Origin of the sequence: Streptomyces sp. NPDC056987 (genome assembly GCF_042673865.1) — a bacterium.
GTDB lineage: Bacteria > Actinomycetota > Actinomycetes > Streptomycetales > Streptomycetaceae > Streptomyces.
On sequence record NZ_JBHURV010000051.1, the window covers coordinates 46,553 to 71,240 of the forward strand.

Consider the following 24,688-nt stretch of genomic DNA (forward strand, 5'->3'; position numbering starts at 1 on the left):
TGTCATTCGGCCGGCCGCGCCGGCCTGTGGATAACGGAAGCGATGCGGAGACCGTGGCTCCGGCGACGAGGCGAGCGCACGTAGCGGGCGGCGCGGGCTCGGAGGGAGTGAAGGGATCCGCCGGGCCGGACCTAATGCGCGGTCCAGCCCCCGTCGAGCGTGAGGGACGTGCCCGTGATGAAGGACGCCTGTGGGGTGCAGAGATAGGCGACCGCCTCGGCGACCTCGACCGGTTCCAGGAGACGCTTCAGGGCGGAGTCCTGGAGCAGGACGTCGGCGACGACCCTCTCCTCGGGGATCCCGTGCGTCCGCGCCTGGTCCGCGATCTGCCGCTCGACCAGTGGCGTACGCACGTAGCCGGGGTTGACGCAGTTGGAGGTGACCCCGTGCGAGGCGCCTTCCAGGGCCGCGGTCTTGGAGAGTCCTTCGAGGCCGTGTTTGGCGGCCACATAGGCCGACTTGTAGGGGGAGGCGCGCAGCCCGTGCACGGAGGAGATATTGACGATCCGGCCCCACCCCTCGGCATACATGTGGGGAAGCGCGCCCCGGATCAGCCGGAAGGGCGCCTCCAGCATGACGGTGAGGACAGTGTGGAAGACGTCGGGCGGAAATTCCTCGATGGGGCGGACCAGTTGCAGCCCGGCGTTGTTGACCAGGATGTCCGCGCCCTCGGCCGCCGTCTCCGCGGCGTCCAGGTCGGTCAGGTCGAGGGCCCGCGTGTCGAAGGCCCCCGCGACCCCGGCGCCTTCCGCCTCCCCGGCCAGGGACGCCAGCCCCTCGCCGTCCCGGTCCACCGCTCTGATCCTGGCCCCGGCCGCCGCGAGCCGCAGCGCGCAGGCGCGGCCGATGCCGCTCGCGGCGCCGGTGACCAGCGCGACGCGGCCCTCAAGATCGAGTGCGACGGAAGCCGGCCCGCCGGGAGCGGCGGCGATATCGGCGGTGGCGGGGCCATGGGTGGCCGGGCTGCCACCGATGGTGCGGGAGCCCGGTGTACGGGTGGCAGGACCTGGTGTGGTGGGGGCGGTCATAGTGCGCACCCTAAGCAGCGCCCGGAGCCCCACCGATAGGGTCAGCGCCCACAGTTCACCCTGAATGGGTGGGTGCGAACCATGTGAACGCATCGACGAGCGCCCGCTACACGCAGAACCATCCGATATGGTGAAGTCTAAGCGGTATGCGTGCAATTACCGGCTTCACGAGTGGATCATGTCCCTTGATCTTTTACCGCCGTACCGAAAGGGACGTCAGTGGCCGACAGCAGGACCGAGACAGCCAGGAAAGCCGCCGGGTCGATCGGACTCGTGACCCCGCTGGGCACCGCGGCAGCGCCCCAGGCGCCCGCCGCCGACGAGGAGTGGCAGCTGCCAGGAGGCAGCGCCAGGGTGTACTACGGGGAGGGGCAGCAGGGTGTGGTCCGGCCGGTCGTTCTGGCCGACGGGTTCGACCTCGGGCCGACCGACTTCGACCGGCTCTGGGCCGGGCTGGAGAACGGGCGGTACCCGTTCGTCGGCGAACTGCGGCGCCGGGCGCGCACGCTGGTCCTCGTGGGGTTCGACGAGCGCAGTGAGTCGATCCTGCGGAACGCGGAGACGGTGACCGCCGCGATCCTGCGGACCGTCGCCGAGCAACTCGGCGACACCCGGCTCCTCGTCGGCGGGTTCAGCATGGGTGGCCTCGTCACCCGGTACGCGCTGGCGAAGATGGAAACGCAGCGCATGGACCACCGGACCGGCGTCCATTTGTCCTTCGACAGCCCGCACCGGGGCGCGTGGCTGCCGATCGGGCTGCAGGCGTTCGCGCATTACCTCGCCCAGACCGGCGACGACACGCACCTGCGGCAGATCAGCAGCCCGGCCGCGCAGCAGATGCTGTGGCGGTACTTGGACGGCGTCAAGGGCACACCGCAGGAGAGCCCGCTGCGCACCGAGTTCAAGGAGCGGCTCCAGCAGGTCGGTTCGTGGCCGCGTATCCCGATGCTGCTCGGGGTCTCCAGCGGACGCGGCGACGGCGTGGGCAACGGCGTGCGGGCCGGGGCGAAGGCGCTGACCTGCGCCGGACCGCTCTTCGACGGCACGCACTTCCTCGCCCAGTCCCAGGGCGACGCGGAGGCGGCCGTGCTGAGCGGCGTCCTCGGAGGCCCGCACTCGATCACCACGAGCGGCCTGGCCGAGCTGGACGGAGCGCCGGGCGGGACCCTCGAATCGTTCGGCATCCTCGGTGACGCTCTCACGGCATCCGGTGAGAGCGTGGACACGGCCCACCGGTCCGTGTGCTTCGTGCCCTCGGTGAGCGCGGTCTCCGTCCGCGACCTGGACCAGCAGGAAGACCTGTACACCAACATCGACTCCCTGCCCCCGGAGCAGTCCGATCTCGACGACTATCTGCTCTCCGGCAGCAACGATCCGCACGCCGGGATGACCGCCGAACTCGGTGAGTGGATCCTCGACCGCCTGCCCGACTGATCGGCCCACGGGGTATCAGGCCCCGCCCTGGACAGCCCGTTGCGGGCCGGTACGCCGGTCCGCAACGGGCTCGATCCTCGCGGGACAACCGCTGCCCGCCACGTTTTCCGTGGCGGGCAGCGGTTGTTCGCCGGGAGCGGGTTTCTACGAGGCGGAGAGTGTGGTGCGGGTGCCGCGGCGCCACACGTCACGCAGGTTGAGGGTGTCGCTGATCGTGGTGGTGGGGTCGCCGTCCACGAGCAGCAGGTCGGCCCGCAGCCCCTCGGAGATACGGCCACGGTCCTCCAGGCCGAAGCGGCGCGCCGGGGTGAGGGTTGCCGCACGGAGGGCCTGGACCGGGGTGAGGCCGGCCTGGACGAGGTACTGGAGCTCCTGGTGGACGCTGGCGCCGTGGACCACACCTCCCAGGAACGGCAGTGGCAGGGGGGCCGCGTCGGTGCCCGCCATCAGATCGGCGCCCGCGTCGTGCAGGGCTTTGACCGAGGCCAGGACATCTTCCAGTCTGCCCTGTGGGTAGCGGTCGTAGCTGCTGTTCAGGGTGTTCGTCCATGCCTCGTCCAGGCGTGAACCGACGCGCGGGTCCTCGGTGAGGGATGAGCCGGTGATACCCATCATGGAGGCGTTCAGGACGACGCAGGGGACGACGAACGCGCCGGAGGCGGCGATGAGGCCGATGATCTCGTCGGTGTGCGGCTGGTCCATGAACAGATGGGCGAAACCGTCGACGCCGGCCTCGATCGCCCTCCGTGTCGTGTCGACGGTCAGAGTGTGGGCGATGGCGAGCATCCCGTGCCGGTGAGCCTCGGCGACACCGGCGTTCAGGGTTGCCTGGTCGAGCATGGGCAGACCGGGATGGCCCTCGACCGTACCGTCGTCGACCATGAACTTGATGTAGTCCGAGCCCGCCGCGACGAGTTGGGGGATGAAGGCGACCGCTTCTTCCGGCGTGGTGGAGAACGGCATCAGGGGCATCTCGTGGGGACCGGGCCGATCGCCCCGGCCGTCCGGTGCGCGGCGGCCCGCCGGTTTGAAGTCTTTGGGCATGAGTTCGCTGGGGTGGCCGCCGGGAGGAGTGATGCCGAACCCCGCGGAGCGGACATCGGCGACGGCATCGTTCTCCGTGATGTGCGCGCGGCGGGTCCTGGTATTCATGCCCTGCATCTCCAGTTCGGTGGTGATCCCGAACCGCAGTGCCAGCGCGAGCGCCTCTTCGGAGGTGTGGACATGCGCGTCGAACAGGCCGGGCAGCAGCGTTCCGCCCCTGGCGTCGACGATGTCCGCCCCGGCGGGCGGTTCACCTCCGACGGCGGCGATCCGTGCGCCGTTGAGCACGACGGTGGTGTCCTCCAGCACGCGCTCACCGTCGAACACACGGCCGTTGATGATGGCTGTGATCATGACTTCCTCTTCTCCGGGCAGGCCCGCCGCTCCGCTGATGCCGAGTTCTCCCCACCGCGACGGCCACATTAATGCAACTCACAACTCCATGCACACTTGCATGCTTCTGTGGCGTGCAGATACGTGCGATAGGCTGCGGGCGTGACCAACAAGGACGCCTCCATGCCGCAGGGCCAGGCCCTCCTGGACGCCGTCGGCACGGCCTTCGCCCGGCTGAGGCGGCGCACCATGCAGGCCCCGGTCGACCCCCCGGTGGGACCCAAGGACCTCAAGCGCAACCTGGTCCTCAACATCGTCGACGAGGCGACCGAGGCGAAGACGGAGATGACGGTCGGCGGACTCGCCGAGCACCTCCTGGTGGACCCGTCGGTGGCCAGCCGCATGGTGAGCGACTGCATTTCCCACGGATACCTGGCCCGCGCGGCCTCGCAGCAGGACGGCCGGCGCACCGTGCTCCACCTCACCGAAGAGGGCACCGCCCTCCTCCACCGCTTCCGCCACCAGCAGCGGCAGGCATTCGAATACATCACCCGCGACTGGCCCGAGGCCGAGCGACTCGAATTCGCGCGCCTCCTCCTCAAGTACGCGGACTCCACGACCAGGCTGCCCGCACCAGGCGCCCTCGGCGGACCGCCGCCGCCCGTCACGTAACGACACCGTCAGAGGATGTCGTAGCTCAGGTGCGTCGCGGTCGATGTCGGGGTCACGCTCCGCCGCACCAGTGTGCGCGGCGCCCCGCCGGTGAACAGGGGTGTCCCAGCACCCAGCACGACCGGCGCCAGGTGCAGGGACAGCGTGTCGACCAGCCCGGCGTGGAGCGCCGAGGCGATCGTGGCGCCGCCGCCCATGAGGACGACGTCGAGGTTCTTGCCGCTGTCCGCCGACGCCGCCCCGGCGCGCTCGCGCGCGGCGGTGACGGCGTCCGGCAGACCGGTGGTGACGAACGTCCAGTCGAGGCCGGCGAGCCGCACCGATTCCGGCGGTGAGCTCGTCACGACGACGAACGCGGGCGTGCCGACCTCGCCGGCGCCGTAGCCGGTCGTGTCGTCCCAGCCGTCCGGCCCGTCGACCACGTCGAAGAGCCGGCGGCCGAGGACGACCGCGCCCGAGCGGGCGGTCCCCTCACGCAGGACCCGGCGGTCGTCCGGGTCGTCGGAGAACGCCCAGGTGTGCAGGGCCTCGCCGCCGGTGCCCAGACCGTTGGCCGGGCCGGGGTCAGGTCCGGTGACGAAGCCGTCGAGGGAGACCGAGATGTCAGCGATGATGCGCGTCATGTCAGATGGGACCCGACGCACGGCCCGAATTCATCGCCGGTAGCGGATCTCCAGCATCAGGCAGCCTCCGGTGGTCCGGTACGGGCCGTGTTCCATGCCCGGCGGCCGGGAGGCGAACTCTCCGGCGCGGAAGGTCTGGTCCAGGGTCAGGTCGTGCAGGTCGCCTTCGAGCAGATAGACCTCCTCGACCCACTCGTGCCGGATCACTCCGGAGAGCGAGGTATCGAGGCCGGGCTCCCACCGCACCAGCCGGGTCAGCACCTCCGGATCGGCCTCGTCCCTGCTCAGAATCCTCTCCACGGTTCCGGGCTGTGGCCCTTCACGCCACTGCATGGTGTCCGGTGAAAAGAATTCCCGCTCGTTCTTCATGACAGTGACTTTCCAGGAGCCGCGAGGGCCGCACCCTTGGCGTCCGCGGCGGGCCCATCTCCCTGCGCCGGACCGTTCCGGCACACCAAGAGGTCGGCCGTGTTCACCACAGCCTAGAGCGCGTGTGCCGAGTACCGGTCTCTCCCGGGCTCTTGACGGTGCGGGTGACGAAAACTACGTTCTCCTTCACGGAAAACAGTTTCCACTTTGTGGAAACTTCAAGAGTGTGTCCCCTTCTCTCTCCCCCGGAGCTCCGTATGACCGCTACGGCTGACCGACCACGCGTGGACACCGGCGAGGGTGTGAGTTCCGGCCTCTACACCTACGATCTCGCTCCGACGAAGAGGGAAGGGCGCCGCTGGGGCGCCTACAACGTCTTCACGCTCTGGGCCAATGATGTGCACAGCCTCGGAAACTACGCGTTCGCCATCGGCCTCTTCGCCCTCGGGCTGAACGTGTGGGGCATCCTGGCCGCCTTCACACTCGCCTCCATTCTGCTCTTCCTCCTGCTGACACTGTCCGGCTTCATGGGGCACAAGACGGGCGTCCCCTTCCCCGTCATGGGCCGCATGGCGTTCGGTGTCAAAGGGGCGAGGATTCCGGCTGTCGTCCGGGGCGTCGTCGCCATCGCCTGGTTCGGCATCCAGACCTACCTCGCCTCCTCCGTTCTCAGCGCGCTGCTCATCGCGATGTTTCCCGGCCTTCGCACCCTGGCCGAGAACTCCCTGCTCGGCCAGTCGACGCTCGGCTGGATCACCTTCCTCGCGCTGTGGATGCTCCAGGTCCTCATCGTGAGCTACGGCATGCAGATGATCCGGCGGTACATGGCCTTCGCCGCGCCCACCACCCTGATCACCATGTGTGCCCTCGCGGTCTGGATGTTCGTCCGCGCCGACGGCTCGATCTCGCTGTCCATCGACAAACCGCTCATCGGCGGCGCGATGTGGATGCAGATCCTTCAGGGCGCCGCGCTGTGGGTGGTGATCTACGGAACGTTCGTGCTCAACTTCTGCGATTTCACCCGGTCCGCCAGGGACCGCAGCTCCATCGTCCGCGGGAACGTGACCGGCATCCCGGTGAACATGCTCTTCTTCGCCGTGATCGTCGTGGTTCTCAGCGGGGCACAGCTCAAGCTCGACGGGCACGTCATCACCAGTCCCACGGACATCGTCCGGACGATCCCGAACATGTTCCTGCTGGCCACGGCCTCGCTCGCGCTCATAGCCCTGACCGTCGCGGTGAATCTGCTGGCCAACTTCGTGGCACCGATCTACGCGCTGATCGATCTCTTCCCCCGCCGGCTGAACTTCCGCCGGGCCGGCCTGGTGAGCGCGGTCATCGGTCTGGTGATCCTGCCGTGGAACCTCTACGACAGCCCGGTCGTGGTGAACTACTTCCTCGGTGGCCTCGGCGCCCTGCTCGGACCGCTGTTCGGTGTGATCATGGCGGACTACTGGCTGCTGCGGAAGTCCCGTGTGAACGTGCCCGACCTCTACACCGAGGACGCACAGGGCGACTACCACTACCGCCGCGGCTACAACCCCCGGGCCGTCGCGGCCTTCGTCCCCAGCGCGGCGATCGCCGTCACCATGGCCCTGGCGCCCGTCTTCCACTCCGTGGCCGGGTTCTCCTGGTTCATCGGCGCCCTCCTCGCCGCGGCGGTGTACGCGGTCATCGCCGACCGCACCTCGCCGTTCCGGGACGTGGACGGCGAGTCCATCGCCGTCGCCGCCGAATGAACCACCGAGCGGAAGGCCGAACCATGCGCATCCTCGTTGTGAACGTCAACACCACGGAGTCCATCACCGACTCGATCGGCAAGCAGGCGGCCGGTGCGGCATCGCCCGGCACCGAGATCGTGCCGCTGACTCCCGCGTTCGGGGCGGAGTCGGTCGAGGGCAATTTCGAGAGCTACCTCGCGGCCGTCGCCGTGATGGAAGCCGTACGCGCCCACCCGGAGCCGTTCGACGCCGTGATCCAGGCCGGGTACGGCGAACACGGCCGGGAAGGGTTGCAGGAACTGCTCGACGTTCCGGTGGTCGACATCACCGAGGCGGCCGCCAGCACCGCCCAGTTCCTCGGCCGCAGCTACTCCGTCGTCACGAGCCTCGACCGTACGGTCCCGTTGATCGAGGACCGTCTCCGTACCGCCGGTCTGAGTGCCCGGTGTGCCTCCGTGCGCGCCAGCGGGCTCGCCGTACTCGATCTGGAGCGGGACGAGGCGGCCGCCGTGGACGCCATCGTCGAGCAGGCCGCCCGTGCGGTGGAGGAGGACCGGGCGGAGGTGGTCTGCCTGGGCTGCGGCGGCATGGCCGGCCTCACCGAACGCGTCGTCGAACGTACCGGGGTCCCCGTCGTCGACGGGGTGACCGCGGCCGTGACGGTCGCCGAGTCCCTCGTCCGGCTCGGCCTGTCCACCTCCAAGGTGCGCACCTACGCGTCACCCCGGCCCAAGAAGATCCTCAACTGGCCGCCACCGGCGCGCTGACACCGAGTGCCACCGCGGCGTCCCCGTCCGGCGCAATCCGTCCGCGACGCCCGGCGTGGTTCCTCCGGCACAAGGGGGGCGCGGTGAGGATCGTGCACCATGGACATCCTCCTCGTCGCCAGCGCCTTCAACAGTCTGTCCCAACGGGTGTACGCCGAACTGTCCGACCGGGCTCACCGCGTGGACGTCGTGCTGGCCGCGCACGGGGACGACGCGGTCCGTGAGGCCGTGCACGAGGCGCGGCCCGAGCTGGTGATCGCCCCGATGCTCAGGACCGCTCTCCCGAGAGATGTGTGGTCGGCCCATACCTGCCTGATCGTCCATCCGGGCCCGCCCGGGGATCGTGGTCCCTCGTCCCTCGACTGGGCGATCGCCACGGGTGCGACACGGTGGGGTGTGACCGTGCTCCAGGCCGAGGAGGAGATGGACGCGGGTGACATCTGGGCGACAGTGCCGTTCGACGTGGCGCCGGGCGGCAAGAGCGAGCTGTACCGCAACGAGGCGTCCGACGCGGCGGTGGCGGCGGTCCTGCTGGCCGTCGAGCGGTATGCCGGCGGCTCCTACAAGCCCCTGGCCCAGGACGATCCCTCGGTGGACGTCGTGCGGCGGGACGTCTTCCGGCAGGAGCGCCGGCGGATCGACTGGCGGCAGGACGGCACCGAGGTGGTGCTGAGGAAGCTGCGCGGGGCCGACTCGCGCCCGGGCGTGCTGGACGAGCTCTTCGGCGATGAGTTCTTCCTGCACGGCGGTCACCCGGAGGACCAGCTGCGCGGACACCCGGGGGATGTCCTCGCGACCCGTGCGGGCGCGGTGTGCCGCGCCACGTGCGACGGGGCGGTGTGGATTCCCGAGCTACGGCCCCGGCGCCGGCCCGGCGGTCCGGCGACGTTCCGGCTCCCCGCGGCCCTGGTGCTGGGCGAGCGGCTCAGGGGGGTGCCCAAGGTGCCCGCGCCGCTGGAACTTCCCCCGCGGCGGCGCACCTGGGCGGACATCCGCTACCGGCACCACCACGACGTGGGCTTTCTGCGCTTCAATTTCCCGGGCGGCGCCATGAGCACGGACCAGTGCCGACGGCTGCTCGCCGCCTACCGGTTCGCGTTGACCCGGCCCACGCGCGTCCTGGTGCTCGGCGGCACCCGCGACTTCTTCTCGAACGGTATCCACCTCAACACCATCGAGGCCGCGGCCGATCCGTCCGCCGAGTCCTGGGCGAACATCAACGCGATGGACGACCTGGTCGAGGCGGTGCTCCGCACCACGGACCGGCTGGTGATCGCCGCGCTCGGCGGCAACGCGGCCGCGGGAGGGGCCATGCTCGCCCTGGCGGCCGACGAGGTCTGGTGCCGCACGGGCGCCGTCCTGAACCCGCACTACCGGCTGATGGGGCTCTACGGATCCGAGTTCTGGACCTACTCGCTGCCCCGCCGGGTCGGCCCCGGGACGGCGGAGCGGCTCACCACGGAGGCGCTGCCGGTCAGTTCTTCCGCGGGTGCCGGCATCGGCCTCGTGGACCGCCTGGTCCCCGTATCCCCGTACGACTTCCCCGCCGAGGTGGAGCGCATGGCCGCCGCGCTTGCGGCAGCGCCCGGTCTGCCGGAGCGGATCGCGGCCAAGCGGGCGCGGCGGGAGCGGGACGAGAGCGTCCGGCCCCTGGCCGACCACCGCCGCGACGAACTCGCCCGCATGCACCGGATCTTCTTCGACCCGACGGCGCCGTACCACAGGCTGCGCTCGGCCTTCGTCCGCAAACTCGCCGGCGGACCCGCCCGGCCGCTCACGCGCCCCGAACACGCCGAGGCCGCCACCGCCGCGCCGTGACCGCCCCCGGCCCGGCCGGACCGGGTGGGACACGCGGTCCCCGCCGACGTTCCCGCAGGCGGGGAGCGGCGGGGGAATAATGCGTCACCACACATGGGCCCTGCGGACGGGATGGCATGAGGACTGGACACCGCAAGAGGCCACCCCGGCGGGGCGGTCGGCCGGGCGGGCCGGGCAGCGCCGCCACCGACCGGCTGCTCCGTATCCTGCTGCGCCGGGGCAAACAGCCGCTCAGCGCCGAGGACGTGACGGTCACCGACCGTCCCGAGGTGCGCAGGGCGGTGTCCGCGGCGGCCCTCGGCAACACCATGGAGTGGTTCGACTTCGGTGTGTACGCCTATCTGGCGGGCACGCTCGGGAAGGTCTTCTTCCCGTCGAGTTCGCCCGCGACCCAGGTGGTCTCCACCTTCGCCACCTTCTCCGCGGCCTTCCTCGTGCGCCCGCTGGGCGGGCTGGTGTTCGGCCCGCTCGGCGACCGCATCGGCCGTAAACGGGTCCTCGCGGCCACCATGATCATGATGGCGATCAGCACCTTCGCCGTGGGACTGCTGCCCGGATACGCCACCCTCGGCCTGGCCGCGCCGCTCCTGCTGCTCCTCTGCCGCCTGGTCCAGGGCTTCTCCACCGGCGGCGAGTACGCGGGCGCCACCACGTACATCGCCGAGTACGCCCCCGACAGACGGCGCGGATTCCTGGGCAGCTGGCTCGACTTCGGCACCTTCGTCGGCTACTCGCTCGGCTCCGGCCTGGTCACCCTCCTGACGGCCCTCCTCGGGAACGACGGCATGGTGCAGTGGGGCTGGCGGCTGCCGTTCCTGGTCGCCGGGCCGCTCGGTCTCATCGGTCTCTACATGCGGCTGCGGCTGGAGGAGACCCCCGCCTTCCAGCAGGCGACCGAGCAGGCCGAGCAGGCGAGGCGGCAGACCGGCGCCGAGGATCCCATCGAGGACGCCCGGCAGTCCGGCAAGGGACGGCTCAAGGAGATCTTCACCCGGCACTGGGAAGCCGTCCTGATCTGCATGGGGCTGGTGCTGCTCTACAACGTCACCAACTACATGGTGACGTCCTACCTGCCCACGTTCATGACGGAGACCCTAGGCGAGGACCCCCTCACCGCCCAGCTGCTGATCCTGGGCACCATGATCGTGGTGGTGCTCACCATCACCACCGTGGGCCGGACGTCCGACCGCTGGGGCCGCCGCCCCGTGTTCATGGCGGGCAGCATCGCGCTCATCGCGCTCGCCGCGCCCGCGATCCTGCTCATCAGGGCCGGTGGCATTCTGCTGCCCGCCCTCGGCTGTCTGATCCTCGGCCTGCTGCTGGTGTGTTTCGCCGGAACGTCCGCCTCGACCCTGCCCGCGCTCTTTCCCACCCGGTTGCGTTACGGGGCTCTGTCGATCTCCTTCAACATCTCCGTCTCCCTCTTCGGCGGCACCACTCCGCTGGTCGTCTCCAGCCTGGTCGAGGCGACGGGCAGCACGATGGTTCCGGCCTACTACCTCATGGCGGCCGGGGTCGTCGGCCTGACCTCCACGTTCTTCCTGCACGAGACGGCGGGCAAGCCGCTGAAGGGCTCCGGACCCATGGTGGAGAGTGAGGAACAGGCCCAGGAACTGGTGGCCCGCAGCAGGACCGAGGCGGGCCGTCGGGCGAGGGACGTATGGATCCGGCTGCGGCACCCCTGGGCCCACCACCCCGCGCACGGTGACCGCGACACCCGCTGACGATCGTATGAGCGCCCTCCCGGGGCCGGTCCGTCGCTCACTGTCCGCCCGTCTGCGTGTCCGCCTGTCCACATCCGTCTTCTCTCCGAATAGTTGCGCCATGCATTGACATGTCCACGAACCTTCTTTATGGTCCGGACCAGCTCGTCCGTATTGAGGAACTGTGTTCTCATTCGTGAATCGAGGGATCGTCGAATGACACGAACCAGAACCGCACTGCTCAGCGTTCTCGCCCTGCTGGCCGGACTGCTGAGCCTCCAACTCACCGGCCCCGCCCCGGGGGCGACGGCCGCGCCCGCCACCTTCACCCACCCCGGTGTGCTGGTGAGCCGGGCCCAGCTCGACTTCGCCCGGACCAAGGTGCAGGCCGGCCAGCAGCCCTGGAAGGCCGCGTACGACGGCATGATGGCCAGTTCGTACGCCTCGCTGTCGCGTACCGCCAAGCCGCGGGCCGTCGTCGAGTGCGGCTCGTCGTCCAACCCCAACTACGGTTGCACCGACGAGCGTCAGGACGCCATCGCGGCCTACACCGACGCGCTCGCCTGGTATTTCACCCGGGACAGCCGGTACGCGAAGAAGTCGATCGAGATCATGGACGCCTGGTCCGCGACCATCACGGATCACACCAACAGCAACGCGCCACTGCAGAGCGGCTGGTCCGGGTCGACGTGGCCGCGCGCCGCCGAGATCATCAAGTACACGTACGACGGCGGCTGGCCCAACGCCAACCGCTTCGCCACCATGCTGCGGAACGTGTACCTGCCCGAGGTGATCAACGGCGCGGCGACCAAGAACGGAAACTGGGAACTGGTCATGACCGAGGCGGCGATCGGCATCTCGGTCTTCATCGAGGACCGTGCCGCCTACGACAAGGCGGTCGCCACCTACCTCGCCCGGGTCCCGGCGTACGTCTATGTGAACGGTGACGGCGATCTGCCCCACCCGCCGGCGGGCAGCAGCATCGACACCAGCGCCGAGATCATCAAGTACTGGCAGGGGCAGAGCACCTTCACCGACGGCCTCTCGCAGGAGACCTGCCGCGACTTCGGCCACACGGGCTGGGGCATCGCCTCGATCGCGGACATCGCGGAGACCGGCCGTATCCAGGGCCAGGACCTCTACCCGAAGATCCAGGAGCGGCTGCGCCAGTCGCTGGGCTTCCACACGTCGTACGAGAACGGCACCGCCGTGCCGTCCTGGCTGTGCGGCGGCTCCGTGAGCACCGGGCTCGGACGGGTTACGGAGGTCGGTTTCAACGCCCTCAACAACCGCCTCGGCATCGCCATGTCCAACACCCAGAAGTACACCGAGTCACACCGGCCGTCCGGCACGGACAACTACTTCAACGCCTGGACGACGCTCACGCACGCGAGCAACCCCAACTGACCTGTTGGTCACGGCCTTGGTCACGGCCTTCGTCCTGATCGGTGCGGCTCGCCGGCACGCACCGGTCGGACGGAGGCCGTCCCGGCGTCCGGAGAACATCCGGGTCGGGCGATCAGCCGCGAGGGCCGGAGCCGTTGCGATCGAGTGCGGCCCGGATCTGGGCGAGCCACTCCGTGCCCAGCCGGCGCCCGTCGGGGAATTGGTCTCCCCGGTCCCAGCGCCAGGTGGTGACCATCGCCAGCACGAGGATCCGGCACTCGCGCAGCAGGTCATGATCGACACCCGGGTAGTGCGCGCCGACTTCTTCGGGGGCATGGGCGAGGTCGAACTCGACGGGCCCACGGCAGCATGTCTCGAAGTCTATGAACAGCGGGCCGTTCCGTGTGTTGAGTACGTTGCCCGGGTGCGGCTCGCCGTGCAGCAACTGCTCGGCGCCGCCGCGTTCGCCGATCGCTCGTCCGAGGTTACGCAGTGTGTCGCCGAGCAGCTCCCGGTCCGCATCGGCGAGCGCCGGAGTGCGGTCGCGGTCGGCCACGAGTCGCTGAGCCTGCTCGACCCGGTCCGTGAAGTGCGGCGCCGGGACGTCGAGTCCGCGCATGCCGGCGTGCAGCCGCTCAAGCGCGTGGGCGTAGTCGGCCGGTGAGATCTCGCGGGCCACGGATTCGTAGTGGGTCCACAGGGTGACCATGAAACCGTCACGCTCGTGGACGCGTGGTTCCACCCGGGGATCGAGAGCGGCCACCGGACACCCGGATACGGCGAGCCGCTGAGCGAGCTCGACCTCGAACCGCGCGACCTGGTCCGCCGCGGGTGCCACCCGGGCCACGACATCACACGGCAGCAGGCGCAGCGTGAGCTTGTTCGAGTCATGGAGGACGATCACGTCGTCGACGGTCAGGCCGAGCGACGCGGCGGTCGACCTGGCCGCGGCCGCCGCACGTGAGGCCTCTGACGCCTGCATCGTCGCGCGGCCCCTCTCCTGTGAGCACTGTCACCGCTCCCCCAGCGGTGAGCCCACGCACCATACCAAGTCGCCGATGGCGGAACCGTGTTCTCGCCGGCACGCACGAGCCGCTCCTCGTCTCCCGCCCGTCGTACGGCAGGATGGGGTCCATGAGCGTAGTCAAGATCAACGTACTGACCGTCCCCTCCGAGCAGCGCGAGACGCTGGAGAAGCGCTTCGCCTCCCGTGCCCACGCCGTCGAGAACTCCGACGGATTCGAGTGGTTCGAACTCCTCCGCCCCGTCGAAGGCACCGACCAGTACCTCGTCTACACACGGTGGCGGGACGAGGCGTCCTTCCAGGCCTGGATGGAGGGCCCCATGAAGGCGGCTCACCAGGGTGGTGGCGCGGACAGCGGTGAACGTCCGAAGCCGGCCGCGAGCGGGTCCACCCTGTGGTCCTTCGAGGTCGTGCAGCAGGCGGCGCCGAAGGACGCGTAGCACCCGGGGCCAGGGCTGGGGCCGGGCGACCTGGGTCAGCGGGCGAGGGAGACGGCGAAGGGCCGGAAACCGTGTCGGCGCAGGACGGGGGGAACCACCAGGATCATGGCCTCGGTGGCGCGGGCGGTGGTGATGTCGCCGAGGTCCTCGATCCATCCGGGCTGCCAGCCCAGGTCGCCGAGCAGCCCGGTGACGGCCCGCTTCGCGGGTCCGTCATTGCCCGAGACGTAGACGGTGGGCGGGGTGGCCAGTGTTTCGGGGGCGGTCATGACCGTGAACAACATGGTGTTGAGGGTCTTGACCACACGGGTGTCGGGGAGGGCGGCCTGGAGTCGCTCGGCGAGGCTGCTGCCGGGGTAGCACAGGTCGCCGGGCAGGCCGTCGTCGGTCGCTCGGGTGGCGTTGGAGACGTCGACGAGGATCTTTCCGGCGAGTTCGGTGCGCAGGCCGGTGAGGCGGTCCAGGGCGCTGTCTCCGGGCGTCGCGTTGATCACGACATCCGCGGTACGGGCGACCGTACGCTGGTCGGCGACGGAGACCCCGGGGTCGATGCCTCCGGCGGGCGCCGCGTTCTCCTCCTTCGGGTTCCGGCTGCCGAGGATGACGGGGTGTCCGGTAGCGGCGAACTTGCCGGCGAGGCCGGCGCCGACGCGGCCGGTGCCCAGGATGCCGATGCTGGTCATGAGGTGGTGCTCCTTACGGTGTCGGACGGGACGTTCGGGAACGCGGACCGCCTCGCGGTCAGACGATCGGTGACAGGGCTTCGAGGGCGGCGGTGTGGAGGCCGGGGGCGGCGGCCAGGAAGTCACGGCAGGCCGTGGTCCAGGGATCGCCCGCCAGGTCGGTGACGGTGCCCCCGGCCTCGGAGACCAGCAGGGCGCCGACGGCCGGGCCGTGTTTGAGAAGTAGCGCCGGCCGCCCGAAGGGCGGGCCCGGCGGCGTCTGGTGCACTGCACTCGCTCCGCTCGCTCCGTCTCGGCACATTGATTCGTCCTGTGGACGCCGAGCGCAATCGCAAGGCGGAGGATCGGCGCTCTCGATGGCCTGGACGTACTCGGGCGACTCCGACAACGCAGCGAGTGTGCGTGCCAGGCGTCGCCGGGCAGGCGGGACTTCTCAAACACGGCCCAGGCCCGAGCGGACGTCGGAGAACTGCCAGAACGCGTCCATGCGCCCGGCGGCGACGTGGATCAGCTGCATCGTGGCGGGAACGGACACACGCACGACGAGCCCGCCCTTCAGCAGGGCGGTGACCGACTCGCCGATCCGCCGGAGGGTGCGCTCGTCCTCACCGGGCCTGGCCTGGCCGGTGCCGACGAGCGTGGCGCCCAGGTCGGTCCTGGCGGACACCGTCAGCGGACGGCCGTTGAGGCGGGCACCGTCGCCGGCGACCGCGGTGTAGGTGTCGCCGGTCAGCGGCAGGTGGACGACGGTGAGTACCGGCCGGTTGTCGCGGACCAGGGTGGCGGTGACGGCCCAGTCCGGCATTCCGTGGACATGGTTGATGTTGCCCTCGGCGGGATCGACGACCCACCACTCCCCCGGCGGGAGCGCGCCGCCGGCCAGCTCGTCCTCGGCCCACCGTGATCCTCGCCGGGCCCGCAACAGCGGTTCCCGCAGCACGTCCAGCACCGCGTCGTCATTGGCGTGGATCTCGTCGACCACCTCGTTCAGGCTCACGCCCCGGGCGTGCGGGGTGTAGCGGTCGCGCAGCGTCAGGCCGGCGGTCCGCACCGCGGCGGTCACCTCGGAAAGGAGCGTCGGGTCGGCGTCGAACGGCATGGCTGTGCTCATGGCGGGCTCCCTGGGAGGTTGGTCGACGCGGGGCCGGCTCGTCCCGCGCCCGCACTCCGAAGGTAGGCCACCCGATGATGAACAACAAGTGCATGCCATTCACTTGTAGAGTTACTCCCATGCAACTGGATCTGAACCTGCTCACGGCCCTGGACGCGCTGCTCGAAGAGGGCAGTGTCGGCGGCGCCGCGGCCCGCCTCCACGTCACCGCACCGGCGATGAGCCGCACCCTGGGCCGCCTCCGCAAGGCCACCGGTGACCAGATCCTGGTCCGCACCGGCCGCAGCATGGTCCCCACCACCCGCGCGCTGGCCATGCACGCCCAGGTCCACTCCCTCGTGCAGCAGGCCCACCACCTTCTGTCCGCGCAACCGGAACTCGACCTGGCGGTTCTGGAGCGGGCGTTCACCGTGCGCTGGCACGACGCCCTGACCGCCGCCTGCGGTACGGCCCTCATCACCGCCGTTCGCCGGCAGGCCCCCGGCGTCCAGCTACGGCTGACCGCGGAACCGGGCACGGACACGCCCGAGTTGCGCCGGGGTGAGGTCGACCTCGAATCCAGTGCCGGACGGCCGGCGCTGCCCGACATCCGCCACCGTCTGGTCGGCAGGGACCGGCTCGCCGTCGCCGTCCGTCCCGGCCACCCGCTCGCCGAGGGCCCGCTCGACGTCGAGCGCTATGCGGCCGCAGAACACCTCACCGTCTCGCGGCGCGGCCACCTGAGCGACTCGGTCGATGACGCGCTGACGGCGCTCGGCCACGAACGCCATGTCGCCGCTGCCGCGCCCACCACGGCCTTCGCGCTGCAACTCGCCCTCGACACCGACCTGGTGGTCACCCTTCCCGACGCGGTGACCCGCCCGGTCCGGGACCGGCTCGGCCTGATCACGCTGCCGCTGCCCTTCCGGATGCCCGATGTCCCGCTGTACCTGCTGTGGCACCAGCGCTACGACGACGACCGCGCCCACACCTGGCTGCGCGACCTCGCGACCGGCACCGTCCAGGCACTGTTCGTACCACCGGACGGCGGTCACGGGTCCGCGATGTCGAGGGTGACCTCCGACAGCGGGCAGCCCACGCACGTCAGCACGTAGCCATCGGCTTTCTGTTGTGGTGTCAGGCAGTTCGGCTCGTTCTGCGCGACCTTTCCGCCGCGCAGCCGCACCCTGCAGTCGCCGCAGTTCCCCACCGTGCAGGAGTGCGGCATCGGCAGCCCCGCGGCGAGTCCCGCGTCGAGGAGCGTCTGCCCCGGCTCGACCACCACCGCGCCGACCGGTTCCCCGTCCTGCTCGACGGTCATCCGCCGCGGCACGGTCGTCGCGGTCCCGGTGTCCGCCCCGCCGGCGTAACGCTCGTGGTGCACCGCCTCGTCCGGGACCCCGAGCCCGGCCAGGACGCCTTGGACGGCGTCCATCAGCGGTTCGGGACCACAGACGAAGTAGTGGGCCTCCGGGGACGGCGACAGGCCGGTGACCCAACGGCGCACACCGGCCGCGTCGAGCCGGCCCTCCTCGCGGGTCAGGACGTGGGTGACCGACAGCCGGTCGGGTCGGTCCTTCGCCAGCCGGGTCAGCTCGTCGGCGAAGATGATCTCCTCCGCGCTACGGCTGCTGTAGAGCAGCGCGATCCGGTCGCGGCCCGGACGGACGGCGAGCCGCGTACGGATCATGCTCATCATGGGCGTCACACCGCTGCCCGCCGCGATGAGCACGGTCTCGCCCGGGGGCCGCGGTCCGGCATGGAAGGACCCCGACGGGCCGCGCACCGCGAGGCGGTCCCCCGCGCGCAGCCCCTGGCGCGCGTGGGTGGAGAACCGGCCGCCCGCGACGTGCTTGACGGTGACCTCCAGCCGGGACGCCCCGGGCGCCGACGAGGCGGAGTAGGCCCGCCGCACCGGGCGGCCGTCGATGTCGGCGACGAGCGTGAAGAACTGGCCGGGCCGGAACGCGAACGGCCGCGGCTTCCCGTCGGCGTCCTCCAGTACGAGGGTGACCGCACCCGGTGTCTCCCGGCGCACCTCGGCGACGCGCACCTCCCGCAAGGAGGTCTCCGTCGCGCCGGCGCCGGCGGGCCGCCGCCGGCGCAGGAGGCCACGGCGCCGGACGCCCGTGCCGGTCCCGGTGTCCTCGTACCCCTCCTTGCGCAGTCCGGAGCGGTAGGCGCGGTTCATCACCAGACGCAGCAACCGGTCGATCCCCGGGACCGCCCCGATGGCCTTGAGCAGGAAGGCGGGTGGGCCGCCCGCGGCTCTCGACGCGTTGGCGGCGAGGTGTTCTCCCGCCATGGCCATCAGGTCCGGGGCCGTGGCGGGGTCGAGGTGCGCTCCCGGAGTCCACAGCCGTGCGCGCGCCACGGCGTCGTTGCCGGTCAGCTCGGCGTGCTCGACGTCGATGAGCAGCGCCAGGTGCGGGGGCAGCCCGCGCAGCGCCATCGTCTCCAGCAGCGCGGGATCGTCGGTGATCGCGCCACGGCCGCGGACGTGCAGCACACCGCTGCGCCCGGGGACGAGCGCGGCGAGGGAGAGCCGGTCGTCCCGCAGCAGATTGTGGAGGGTGTCGGCGCGCTTGTTGCCCTTGCGGTCCGGGATGACGAGCGTACGGCCGTCCAGGATCCGTGCCACCGCCTGCCGGTCGCCGCGCGGACTCGTATCGCTGCCGCCGGAGGAGTCCCAGGTGGACAGGGCGAGGAACGGTGCCGTGGCCAGGAACTCGGCGACGCCGGGGCCGCACAGGGGCCCGTCTCCCGCGAGCTCCGTGGTGGCCGGGGCAGCCGGGGCGGGCGGCTGCCACAGGCGGGACCGGAGGACGGCCTGCGCGCAGTGCACGTACGCCTCCTCGATGCCGACGGTCGTCTCCGCGCCCTTCCGCGCGGTCACCGAGCCGTTGACGCGGAGGATTTCCCCGACGCCCGGCAGGAGGAAGAAGAGCGAGACGGGGCCGTACGGATCGGCGGGCCCGGGCAGGGAGAACGAGATCCGCGTGGGCGAGTGGACGCGGGCGAACCCCGGTGTGCCGCCGATGAAGGTCGTCCTGGCGGTGCCGTCGGCGTCCCGGTGGCCGAAGGCCGCAAGAGGGCACCGGGCGAGGACGGTCCGGCAGCCCTCGTCGAGTCCGCTGATCTGTTTGAGCATGACCACCGACGCCGGGCGGCCGATGACCGCCTCGACCTCGTCCACCGTCGTCAGCCGGCGCGGGGTGTCGGGCCGGTGTGCCTGGTTCGTCAGAGTTCCGCTCGGCCGGGAAGGTTCCTTCACGGGGCGCCACCCGCATCGGGCGCGGCAATGTTTTCGCAGTTCATGGCAGTATTGTGAGTAATAGCTCAGCTCTCTGGCTACTCGCTTTTCACGCCCGAGGAGGCCTCCCCCATGCCGTCAGCCGACCGCCGGCTTCAGCCACGTCGCAAGCCCCGCCAGGTGCGTGCCGAGCTCACCCGCGAGCGCATCCTCACCGCCGCTGCTCACGTTTTCGCCGAGTACGGCTACGCCGCCGGCACCACCAACCGCATCGCCGAACACGCCCGTATTTCCATCGGTTCGCTGTACCAGTACTACCCGAACAAGGACGCCATCCTGGGCGAGTTGCTGGTACGGCACATCGACCGCGGCGTGTGGACACAGGCCGACCAGCTCGATCTGTCCGCCGGAAGCCTGGAGACGACGGTGCGGGCGCTGGTCCGCGACGCGATCGACAACCACCGCGACGATCCGCAGCTGCTGCGGATCATGATCGAGGAGGCGTCGCTCTCCCAGGAACTCATCGACACCGTCGACCGGCACGGAAAGAAACGCAACGAGCAGGTCCGCGACCTTCTCTCCCGGCATCCGGACGTCCGCGTACAAGACCTCGACACCGCGGCCGAGTTGATCGTGTTCACGGTGGAGTTGAATACGCACCGGCTCATGGCCGACCCGCGGAAGGTCCCGGTCGAGACGTTCGAGAACGAACTGGTGGACATGGTCACGCGTTATCTGCGCGGCGATCAGTAGCCGCGCGGGGGCGCGCCGCGGTGCGGCGGGGAAGCAGCAGCGGGGTCGCCAGGAGGAGGACGCCGGCCAGGCCGATGGCCGTACGCGGGCCGAGCAGGGTGCCCAGGACGCCCCAGAGGGCGGTCAGGAGCGCGGTCGTGGCCTTGGTCGTCACCGCCCAGGCGGACAGGGTGCGGGCGGCCCGGTCGGTCGCGGTGCGTTCGAGGCGGTAGGTGGCGCAGACGGGGTTGAAGAGCCCGCAGCAGAAGATGAGTCCGAGCTCGACGCCGATCACCAGCAGCAGGCCTCCGGTGCCCGGTCCCACGAAGGCCAGGCCGAGGGGCCAGACCGCGCGCAGCGCCCCGGCCACGACGAGGACCTGGTGCTGTCCGAACCGGGTGACGAGCGGACGGGCCAGCCACGAACCGAGCAGCCCGCCGATCGAGGGCGCCGCGAAGGCGAGACCGTACTGCCAGGGTGTGAACCCGAGGTCGCCGAGCATCAGGACGGCCAGCAGCGGCTGGGCGGCCATCACCAGGCCGTTGAACACGGCGGTGTTGAGGAACAGCGGGCGCAGCGTCGCGTCGGCGAGGATGTACCGCCAGCCGTCGAGCAGGTCCCCGGCCCGCATGCGCGCGGCCTCCCGGCGCTCGGGCCGCGGTTCGTGCCCGCCGATCGCGCGGATGCCCAGGGCCGAGAGCAGGTAGCTGACCGCGTCGGCCACCACCGTCGCCAACGGGCCGAGGAGCCCGATCGCCGCGCCGCCCAGCGGTGGTCCGATGATCGTGGTGGTCCAGGCCGTGGACTCGAACCGGGCGTTGGCGACGAGCAGGTCCTCGGCCGGCAGCAGCGTCTTCAGGTACGCGCCCGAGGCGGCACGGAAGGTGATGTCGGCCGCCGCGACGACGACCGAGACCAGCAGGAGCTGAAGGAAGCTGAGCACGCCGAGCGCGTACGCGGCGGGGATCGTCAGCAGCGCGGCGCACCGCACCAGGTCCATCGCGATCAGCACCGGCCGCTTGCGGCGGAACTCCACCCACGGGCCGAGCGGCACCGCCACGGCCGCGCCCACCGCGGCCCCCACGGAGGAGAGGGCGGCGACCTCGGCGGGGCCGGCGTCCAGTACCTCGATGGCGATCAGCGGGAACGCGCCGAAGGCGAGCCAGGTGCCGAGCGCGCTGGTCCCGTACGCCCCCCAGAGCCATCCGAACCGCCGCCCCAGCCGGTGTCCGGACCGGTCTCCCGGCCGGTGCCCGCTCCTCATGCCTGACGCCCCTCGCCGCTCGCACCGCACCACCGATCCGCGGTGCAGGAGCATCAAAGCGAGCCTTGCGGCCCGGGATCAAACAACCGCGGAGCCGTCGAGCACAACTGATGGTTGTGTCCCCGGGGTGCGGGTGTCCGTGCGCCCCTCCCGCGCCGGGCGGCGCCGCCCGGCGGGAGAACAACACGCACGCTCGCTGATTCAAGTGATACCGACCGGGCGTGTGTTGTCCACTGATGTGACATGGGCACGTTCCGAGCCAGCGGTTCTCACCGTTGAGAGGGACACTCATGACGAGCCACGCAACCCAAGCCGAGCTGGAAAGCCTTCTCCGTCACGCGCTGCACGCCACGGGTACGGGCGCGCGCTGGACCACCGACACGGACGAGATGTGGTGCCGGGCCGCCCCGCGGTCGGGCAACCGGCGGGAACAGGGCTGGAAACTGCATGTGTCGGCGACGACCGCCTCCGCGCCGGCGGTCCTCGCGAAGGCATTGGACGTACTGCTGCGGGACGAGTCGGCGTTCAAGTTCGCCCGGTCGGTCGACCAGGTGAGTGCGCTCAACTCCCGTGCCACGCCCCGGGGAAGCTCGGGCAAGTTCATCACCGTCTATCCGTGCTCCGACGCCGACGCGGCCCGGCTCGCCCAGGAGTTGCACCGGGCCACCGCCGGGCTGGCCGGCCCCCGGATCCTGTCCGACCAGCCGTATGCCCCGTACAGCCTGGTGCACTACCGCTACGGCTCCTTCGTCGGGCGGCGGCGGCTGTCGGACGAGGGCCTGCTGGTGTGGTTCATCGAGGACCCCGACGGCAATCCCGTGGAGGACAAGCGCACCGGCCGGTATTCTCCGCCGCCCTGGGCGGTCTCCCCGTTTCCCACCGCGGTGCCCGCCCCGTCGCGTGCGGCGGGCACGGCGAGCGGTCCGGTGCTGCTGGGCGGCCGTTTCGCCGTACGGGAGGCGATCCGGCACACCAACAAGGGGGGCGTGTACCGGGGTACGGACGTCCGCACCGGCGCCCCCGTCGTGATCAAGGAGACGCGGCCGCACGTGGAGGCCGACGCCTCCGGCCGCGACGTCCGCGACTGGCTGCGGGCCGAGGCCCGGACGCTGGAGAAGCTCAAGGGCACGGGGCTGGCGCCGGAGGCGCTGGCGCTCTTCGAGCACGGCCGGCATCTGTTCCTGGCGCAGAGCGAGGTCCCGGGTGTCAGCCTGCGCACGTGGGTCGCCGAGCACTTCCGCGACACCGGAGGCGAGCGCTACCGCGTCGACGCGGCGGCCATGGTCACACGTCTGGTGGACCTGGTCGCCGCGGCCCACGCCCACGGCTGTGTCCTGCGGGACCTCACCCCCGGCAATGTCATGGTCACCCCGGACGGCGAACTGCGCCTCATCGACCTGGAACTCGCCGTCCTGGAGGACGACTCCCCCCTGCCGACCCGGGTGGGCACCCCCGGTTTCAGCGCCCCCGAACGCCTGGCCGACGCCCCCGTCTCCGCGACGGCCGACTACTACAGCCTCGGCGCCACCGCATGTTTCATCCTGGCCGGGAAAGTACCGAACCTGCTGCCCGAGGAGCCGGAGACCAGACCCGCCGAGGAGCGGCTCGCCGCCTGGCTGGCCGCCTGCGCCCGGCCCCTTCAACTGCCCGACGGCGTGACGGAGATGATCCTCGGGCTGATGAAGGACGATCCCGTCGAGCGCTGGTGCCCGGCGCGGGCCCGCGCGGCTCTCCGGACGGCGGACCCGGTACGGTCCGGCTCCCGCTCCGCCGCCCGCCCGGCACGGCGGGACGAGCCGTACGCCCCGTACGACGCGGTGGCCGGGATCGTGGACCACCTCGTCGCGTCGATGACCCCGGCAGACGACCGGCGGCTCTGGCCCGTGTCCACCCTGTCCGGGGAGACCGACCCCTGCACCGTGCAGCAAGGCGCGGCCGGTGTCCTGGCGGTACTGACGCGGTACGGCGAACTCACCGGCGACCCCCGCCTGCCCGAGCTGATCTCCACCGCGGGCCACTGGATCGCGGACCGCTCCGACACCCGTTCCACCCGCCCCGGTCTGCACTTCGGCGGCCGCGGAACCGCCTGGGCGCTGTACGACGCCGGACGCGCCGTCGACGACCGGCGGCTCATGGACCACGCGCTGGCGCTGGCGCTGGCACCGCAGCAGTCCACGCCCCACCACGACATCACCCATGGCACCGCGGGCAGTGGAATGGCCGCCCTCCACCTGTGGCACCGCACCGGTGACCCGCGCTTCGCCGAACTGGCCGCCGACGCGGCCGACCGGCTGGCCTCCGCCGCATGGCGCGAACCGTCCGGGGTGAGCTGGGCGGTCCCCGCGCAAGCCGATTCCGCGGAGGCCGTTTCCGCGGAGGCCGGCAAGCGGTACCTCGGCTTCGCCCACGGGGCGGCCGGCATCGGCTGCTTCCTCCTCTCCGCCGCGGTCGTCACGCGGCGCCCCGCGCACCGGGAGCTGGCGGTGGAGGTCGGCGAGCACCTGCTGGCCCACGCCGTACGCGTCGGCGAGGCGGCCCAGTGGCCCGCCCAGACCGCGGATGTGCCGACAGCCCCGTACTGGTGCCACGGCGCGGCGGGCATCGGCGCCTTCCTCGTCCGGCTGTGGCAGGTCACCGGTGACGACCGGTTCGTCGACCTCGCCCGGCGCGGCACCCTGGCCGTCACCGAACGCGCCTCCCGCGCGGCCCTCACCCAGTGCCACGGGCTGGCGGGCAACGGTGACTTCCTGCTCGACATGGCCGACGCCACCGGCGATCCCGCCTACCGCGCCATGGCCGACGAGCTGGCCCGCCTCATCGTCACCGAACGGACCCAACGCCGCGGCCACGTGGTCTTCCCCAACGAGTACGGGGAGGTCTCGGCCGGCTGGAGCGACGGGTCCGCCGGAATCCTGGCCTTCCTCCTGCGGGCCCGTCACACCGATCCCCGGCACTGGACGGTCCAGCTGCCGGTCCGAGCGGCAGGAAGTCTGCCGCCACCTCTGAGATAAGGAGAAAGTCATGGAGAACCAGGACCTCGAACTGCTCGCCCAGCTCCACGCCCTGCCGGAGACCGACCCGGTCGGTGCCGACGGAGTGGCGTTCGGCGCGACGTGTGAGTGCGTCGGCCTCCTGACGCTGCTCAACACGATCTGTATCGGCATCAGCTGCGCCTAGTACGGGCAGCACCAACCATCCGGCCGGGGGGGGGGCCCGGGCCCCCCCCCGCCCGGGGCCCCGGCGGGTTGGAACGGCCCGACAACCCGGGGGTGTCCACAACCCCAGGCGGCACACCCCACTGATG

General features: G+C 71.0%; 20 protein-coding genes and 2 pseudogenes. 12 read left to right on the forward strand and 10 right to left on the reverse strand.

The annotated features are described in order from the left end of the window. Positions 1 to 131: 131 nt before the first annotated feature. Positions 132 to 1,028 carry a 3-hydroxybutyrate dehydrogenase gene (locus tag ACFTZC_RS37360; protein WP_382897920.1) on the reverse strand — a complete coding sequence of 299 codons (897 nt, stop codon included), beginning with the start codon at positions 1,026 to 1,028 and terminating at the stop codon, positions 132 to 134. Positions 1,029 to 1,247: 219 nt separating this feature from the next. On the opposite strand from ACFTZC_RS37360, the gene ACFTZC_RS37365 reads away from it, so the two are divergent. Then, a complete protein-coding gene (locus ACFTZC_RS37365; protein ID WP_382897923.1) occupies positions 1,248 to 2,462 on the forward strand; it encodes an esterase/lipase family protein in 1,215 nt (404 codons plus the stop codon). 144 nt (positions 2,463 to 2,606) lie between these two features. Here the strand turns inward: ACFTZC_RS37365 and ACFTZC_RS37370 are convergent, their stop codons facing one another. Next, on the reverse strand, positions 2,607 to 3,860 hold the full coding sequence (locus tag ACFTZC_RS37370) for an amidohydrolase family protein (RefSeq protein WP_382897926.1): 1,254 nt from the start codon (positions 3,858 to 3,860) through the stop codon (positions 2,607 to 2,609). A gap of 141 nt (positions 3,861 to 4,001) precedes the next feature. Between ACFTZC_RS37370 and ACFTZC_RS37375 the strand changes: the two genes are divergently transcribed. Then, entirely contained in the window at positions 4,002 to 4,511 is a 510-nt protein-coding gene (locus tag ACFTZC_RS37375) for a MarR family winged helix-turn-helix transcriptional regulator (RefSeq protein WP_382897929.1), read from the forward strand. A gap of 8 nt (positions 4,512 to 4,519) precedes the next feature. Here ACFTZC_RS37375 and ACFTZC_RS37380 read toward each other — a convergent pair whose 3' ends face one another. Both ACFTZC_RS37380 and ACFTZC_RS37385 read right to left on the reverse strand, forming a co-directional pair. Next, positions 4,520 to 5,134, reverse strand: coding sequence for a dihydrofolate reductase family protein (locus ACFTZC_RS37380; RefSeq protein WP_382897931.1), 615 nt, complete (start codon positions 5,132 to 5,134; stop codon positions 4,520 to 4,522). A gap of 30 nt (positions 5,135 to 5,164) precedes the next feature. Next, complete coding sequence (locus tag ACFTZC_RS37385; RefSeq protein ID WP_382897933.1) at positions 5,165 to 5,503, reverse strand: cupin domain-containing protein; 339 nt, start codon at positions 5,501 to 5,503, stop codon at positions 5,165 to 5,167. A 257-nt stretch (positions 5,504 to 5,760) separates the two neighbouring features. Between ACFTZC_RS37385 and ACFTZC_RS37390 the strand changes: the two genes are divergently transcribed. The 5 genes from ACFTZC_RS37390 (at position 5,761) to ACFTZC_RS37410 (ending at position 12,919) form a co-directional block, all read left to right on the forward strand. After that, positions 5,761 to 7,242 carry an NCS1 family nucleobase:cation symporter-1 gene (locus tag ACFTZC_RS37390; protein WP_382897936.1) on the forward strand — a complete coding sequence of 494 codons (1,482 nt, stop codon included), beginning with the start codon at positions 5,761 to 5,763 and terminating at the stop codon, positions 7,240 to 7,242. Between the two features lie 23 nt (positions 7,243 to 7,265). Next, on the forward strand, positions 7,266 to 7,991 hold the full coding sequence (locus ACFTZC_RS37395) for an aspartate/glutamate racemase family protein (RefSeq protein WP_382897938.1): 726 nt from the start codon (positions 7,266 to 7,268) through the stop codon (positions 7,989 to 7,991). 99 nt (positions 7,992 to 8,090) lie between these two features. Next, positions 8,091 to 9,809, forward strand: coding sequence for a hydrogenase maturation protein (locus ACFTZC_RS37400; protein ID WP_382897940.1), 1,719 nt, complete (start codon positions 8,091 to 8,093; stop codon positions 9,807 to 9,809). Positions 9,810 to 10,003: 194 nt separating this feature from the next. Beyond that, the gene (gene proP / locus ACFTZC_RS37405; RefSeq protein WP_382897970.1) at positions 10,004 to 11,533 is read left to right on the forward strand and encodes a glycine betaine/L-proline transporter ProP; all 1,530 of its coding nucleotides are present in this window, start codon (positions 10,004 to 10,006) and stop codon (positions 11,531 to 11,533) included. A gap of 195 nt (positions 11,534 to 11,728) precedes the next feature. Next, a complete protein-coding gene (locus tag ACFTZC_RS37410) occupies positions 11,729 to 12,919 on the forward strand; it encodes an alginate lyase family protein (RefSeq protein WP_382897943.1) in 1,191 nt (396 codons plus the stop codon). A gap of 112 nt (positions 12,920 to 13,031) precedes the next feature. Here ACFTZC_RS37410 and ACFTZC_RS37415 read toward each other — a convergent pair whose 3' ends face one another. Further along, the gene (locus ACFTZC_RS37415; RefSeq protein ID WP_382897945.1) at positions 13,032 to 13,880 is read right to left on the reverse strand and encodes a phosphotransferase; all 849 of its coding nucleotides are present in this window, start codon (positions 13,878 to 13,880) and stop codon (positions 13,032 to 13,034) included. A gap of 152 nt (positions 13,881 to 14,032) precedes the next feature. Between ACFTZC_RS37415 and ACFTZC_RS37420 the strand changes: the two genes are divergently transcribed. Further along, the gene (locus ACFTZC_RS37420) at positions 14,033 to 14,362 is read left to right on the forward strand and encodes an antibiotic biosynthesis monooxygenase family protein (protein ID WP_382897948.1); all 330 of its coding nucleotides are present in this window, start codon (positions 14,033 to 14,035) and stop codon (positions 14,360 to 14,362) included. A gap of 35 nt (positions 14,363 to 14,397) precedes the next feature. Here the strand turns inward: ACFTZC_RS37420 and ACFTZC_RS37425 are convergent, their stop codons facing one another. From ACFTZC_RS37425 to ACFTZC_RS37435, 3 genes and pseudogenes are all read right to left on the reverse strand, one after another. Then, positions 14,398 to 15,045 carry an NADPH-dependent F420 reductase gene (locus tag ACFTZC_RS37425; protein ID WP_382897951.1) on the reverse strand — a complete coding sequence of 216 codons (648 nt, stop codon included), beginning with the start codon at positions 15,043 to 15,045 and terminating at the stop codon, positions 14,398 to 14,400. Between the two features lie 58 nt (positions 15,046 to 15,103). Further along, a pseudogene (locus ACFTZC_RS37430) lies at positions 15,104 to 15,250 on the reverse strand (3'(2'),5'-bisphosphate nucleotidase CysQ); the annotation flags it as partial. Between the two features lie 240 nt (positions 15,251 to 15,490). Continuing rightward, positions 15,491 to 16,156 (reverse strand): annotated as a pseudogene (locus ACFTZC_RS37435) (inositol monophosphatase family protein); the annotation flags it as partial. Between the two features lie 119 nt (positions 16,157 to 16,275). Between ACFTZC_RS37435 and ACFTZC_RS37440 the strand changes: the two are divergent. After that, positions 16,276 to 17,250, forward strand: a complete 975-nt coding sequence (locus ACFTZC_RS37440; RefSeq protein WP_382897954.1) for a LysR family transcriptional regulator — start codon at positions 16,276 to 16,278, stop codon at positions 17,248 to 17,250. Here ACFTZC_RS37440 and ACFTZC_RS37445 read toward each other — a convergent pair. Beyond that, positions 17,187 to 19,379, reverse strand: a complete 2,193-nt coding sequence (locus ACFTZC_RS37445; protein WP_382897971.1) for a 2Fe-2S iron-sulfur cluster-binding protein — start codon at positions 19,377 to 19,379, stop codon at positions 17,187 to 17,189. The genes ACFTZC_RS37440 and ACFTZC_RS37445 overlap by 64 nt on opposite strands. Positions 19,380 to 19,520: 141 nt before the next feature. Between ACFTZC_RS37445 and ACFTZC_RS37450 the strand changes: the two genes are divergently transcribed. Further along, positions 19,521 to 20,141, forward strand: a complete 621-nt coding sequence (locus ACFTZC_RS37450) for a TetR/AcrR family transcriptional regulator (protein WP_382897956.1) — start codon at positions 19,521 to 19,523, stop codon at positions 20,139 to 20,141. Here the strand turns inward: ACFTZC_RS37450 and ACFTZC_RS37455 are convergent. Beyond that, a complete protein-coding gene (locus tag ACFTZC_RS37455; RefSeq protein ID WP_382897959.1) occupies positions 20,113 to 21,384 on the reverse strand; it encodes an MFS transporter in 1,272 nt (423 codons plus the stop codon). The genes ACFTZC_RS37450 and ACFTZC_RS37455 overlap by 29 nt on opposite strands. Before the next feature lie 290 nt (positions 21,385 to 21,674). Here ACFTZC_RS37455 and lanL point away from each other — a divergent pair, with 290 nt between their 5' ends. Together lanL and ACFTZC_RS37465 are read left to right on the forward strand one after the other, a co-directional pair. Continuing rightward, positions 21,675 to 24,395, forward strand: coding sequence for a class IV lanthionine synthetase LanL (lanL, locus tag ACFTZC_RS37460; protein WP_382897961.1), 2,721 nt, complete (start codon positions 21,675 to 21,677; stop codon positions 24,393 to 24,395). A gap of 10 nt (positions 24,396 to 24,405) precedes the next feature. Then, entirely contained in the window at positions 24,406 to 24,561 is a 156-nt protein-coding gene (locus ACFTZC_RS37465; RefSeq protein WP_382897963.1) for a VenA family class IV lanthipeptide, read from the forward strand. Positions 24,562 to 24,688: the final 127 nt, after the last annotated feature.

Bases quoted from the DNA above. Each gene is read 5' to 3' on its own strand.
- ACFTZC_RS37420 (WP_382897948.1), top strand. From the start codon at position 14,033: ATGAGCGTAGTCAAGATCAACGTACTGACCGTCCCCTCCGAGCAGCGC.
- ACFTZC_RS37440 (WP_382897954.1), top strand. From the start codon at position 16,276: ATGCAACTGGATCTGAACCTGCTCACGGCCCTGGACGCGCTGCTCGAA.
- ACFTZC_RS37400 (WP_382897940.1), top strand. From the start codon at position 8,091: ATGGACATCCTCCTCGTCGCCAGCGCCTTCAACAGTCTGTCCCAACGG.
- ACFTZC_RS37415 (WP_382897945.1), bottom strand. From the start codon at position 13,880: ATGCAGGCGTCAGAGGCCTCACGTGCGGCGGCCGCGGCCAGGTCGACC.
- ACFTZC_RS37465 (WP_382897963.1), top strand. From the start codon at position 24,406: ATGGAGAACCAGGACCTCGAACTGCTCGCCCAGCTCCACGCCCTGCCG.
- ACFTZC_RS37385 (WP_382897933.1), bottom strand. From the start codon at position 5,503: ATGAAGAACGAGCGGGAATTCTTTTCACCGGACACCATGCAGTGGCGT.
- ACFTZC_RS37410 (WP_382897943.1), top strand. From the start codon at position 11,729: ATGACACGAACCAGAACCGCACTGCTCAGCGTTCTCGCCCTGCTGGCC.
- ACFTZC_RS37455 (WP_382897959.1), bottom strand. From the start codon at position 21,384: ATGAGGAGCGGGCACCGGCCGGGAGACCGGTCCGGACACCGGCTGGGG.
- ACFTZC_RS37395 (WP_382897938.1), top strand. From the start codon at position 7,266: ATGCGCATCCTCGTTGTGAACGTCAACACCACGGAGTCCATCACCGAC.
- lanL (WP_382897961.1), top strand. From the start codon at position 21,675: ATGACGAGCCACGCAACCCAAGCCGAGCTGGAAAGCCTTCTCCGTCAC.
- ACFTZC_RS37360 (WP_382897920.1), bottom strand. From the start codon at position 1,028: ATGACCGCCCCCACCACACCAGGTCCTGCCACCCGTACACCGGGCTCC.
- ACFTZC_RS37370 (WP_382897926.1), bottom strand. From the start codon at position 3,860: ATGATCACAGCCATCATCAACGGCCGTGTGTTCGACGGTGAGCGCGTG.
- ACFTZC_RS37425 (WP_382897951.1), bottom strand. From the start codon at position 15,045: ATGACCAGCATCGGCATCCTGGGCACCGGCCGCGTCGGCGCCGGCCTC.
- ACFTZC_RS37380 (WP_382897931.1), bottom strand. From the start codon at position 5,134: ATGACGCGCATCATCGCTGACATCTCGGTCTCCCTCGACGGCTTCGTC.
- ACFTZC_RS37450 (WP_382897956.1), top strand. From the start codon at position 19,521: ATGCCGTCAGCCGACCGCCGGCTTCAGCCACGTCGCAAGCCCCGCCAG.
- ACFTZC_RS37390 (WP_382897936.1), top strand. From the start codon at position 5,761: ATGACCGCTACGGCTGACCGACCACGCGTGGACACCGGCGAGGGTGTG.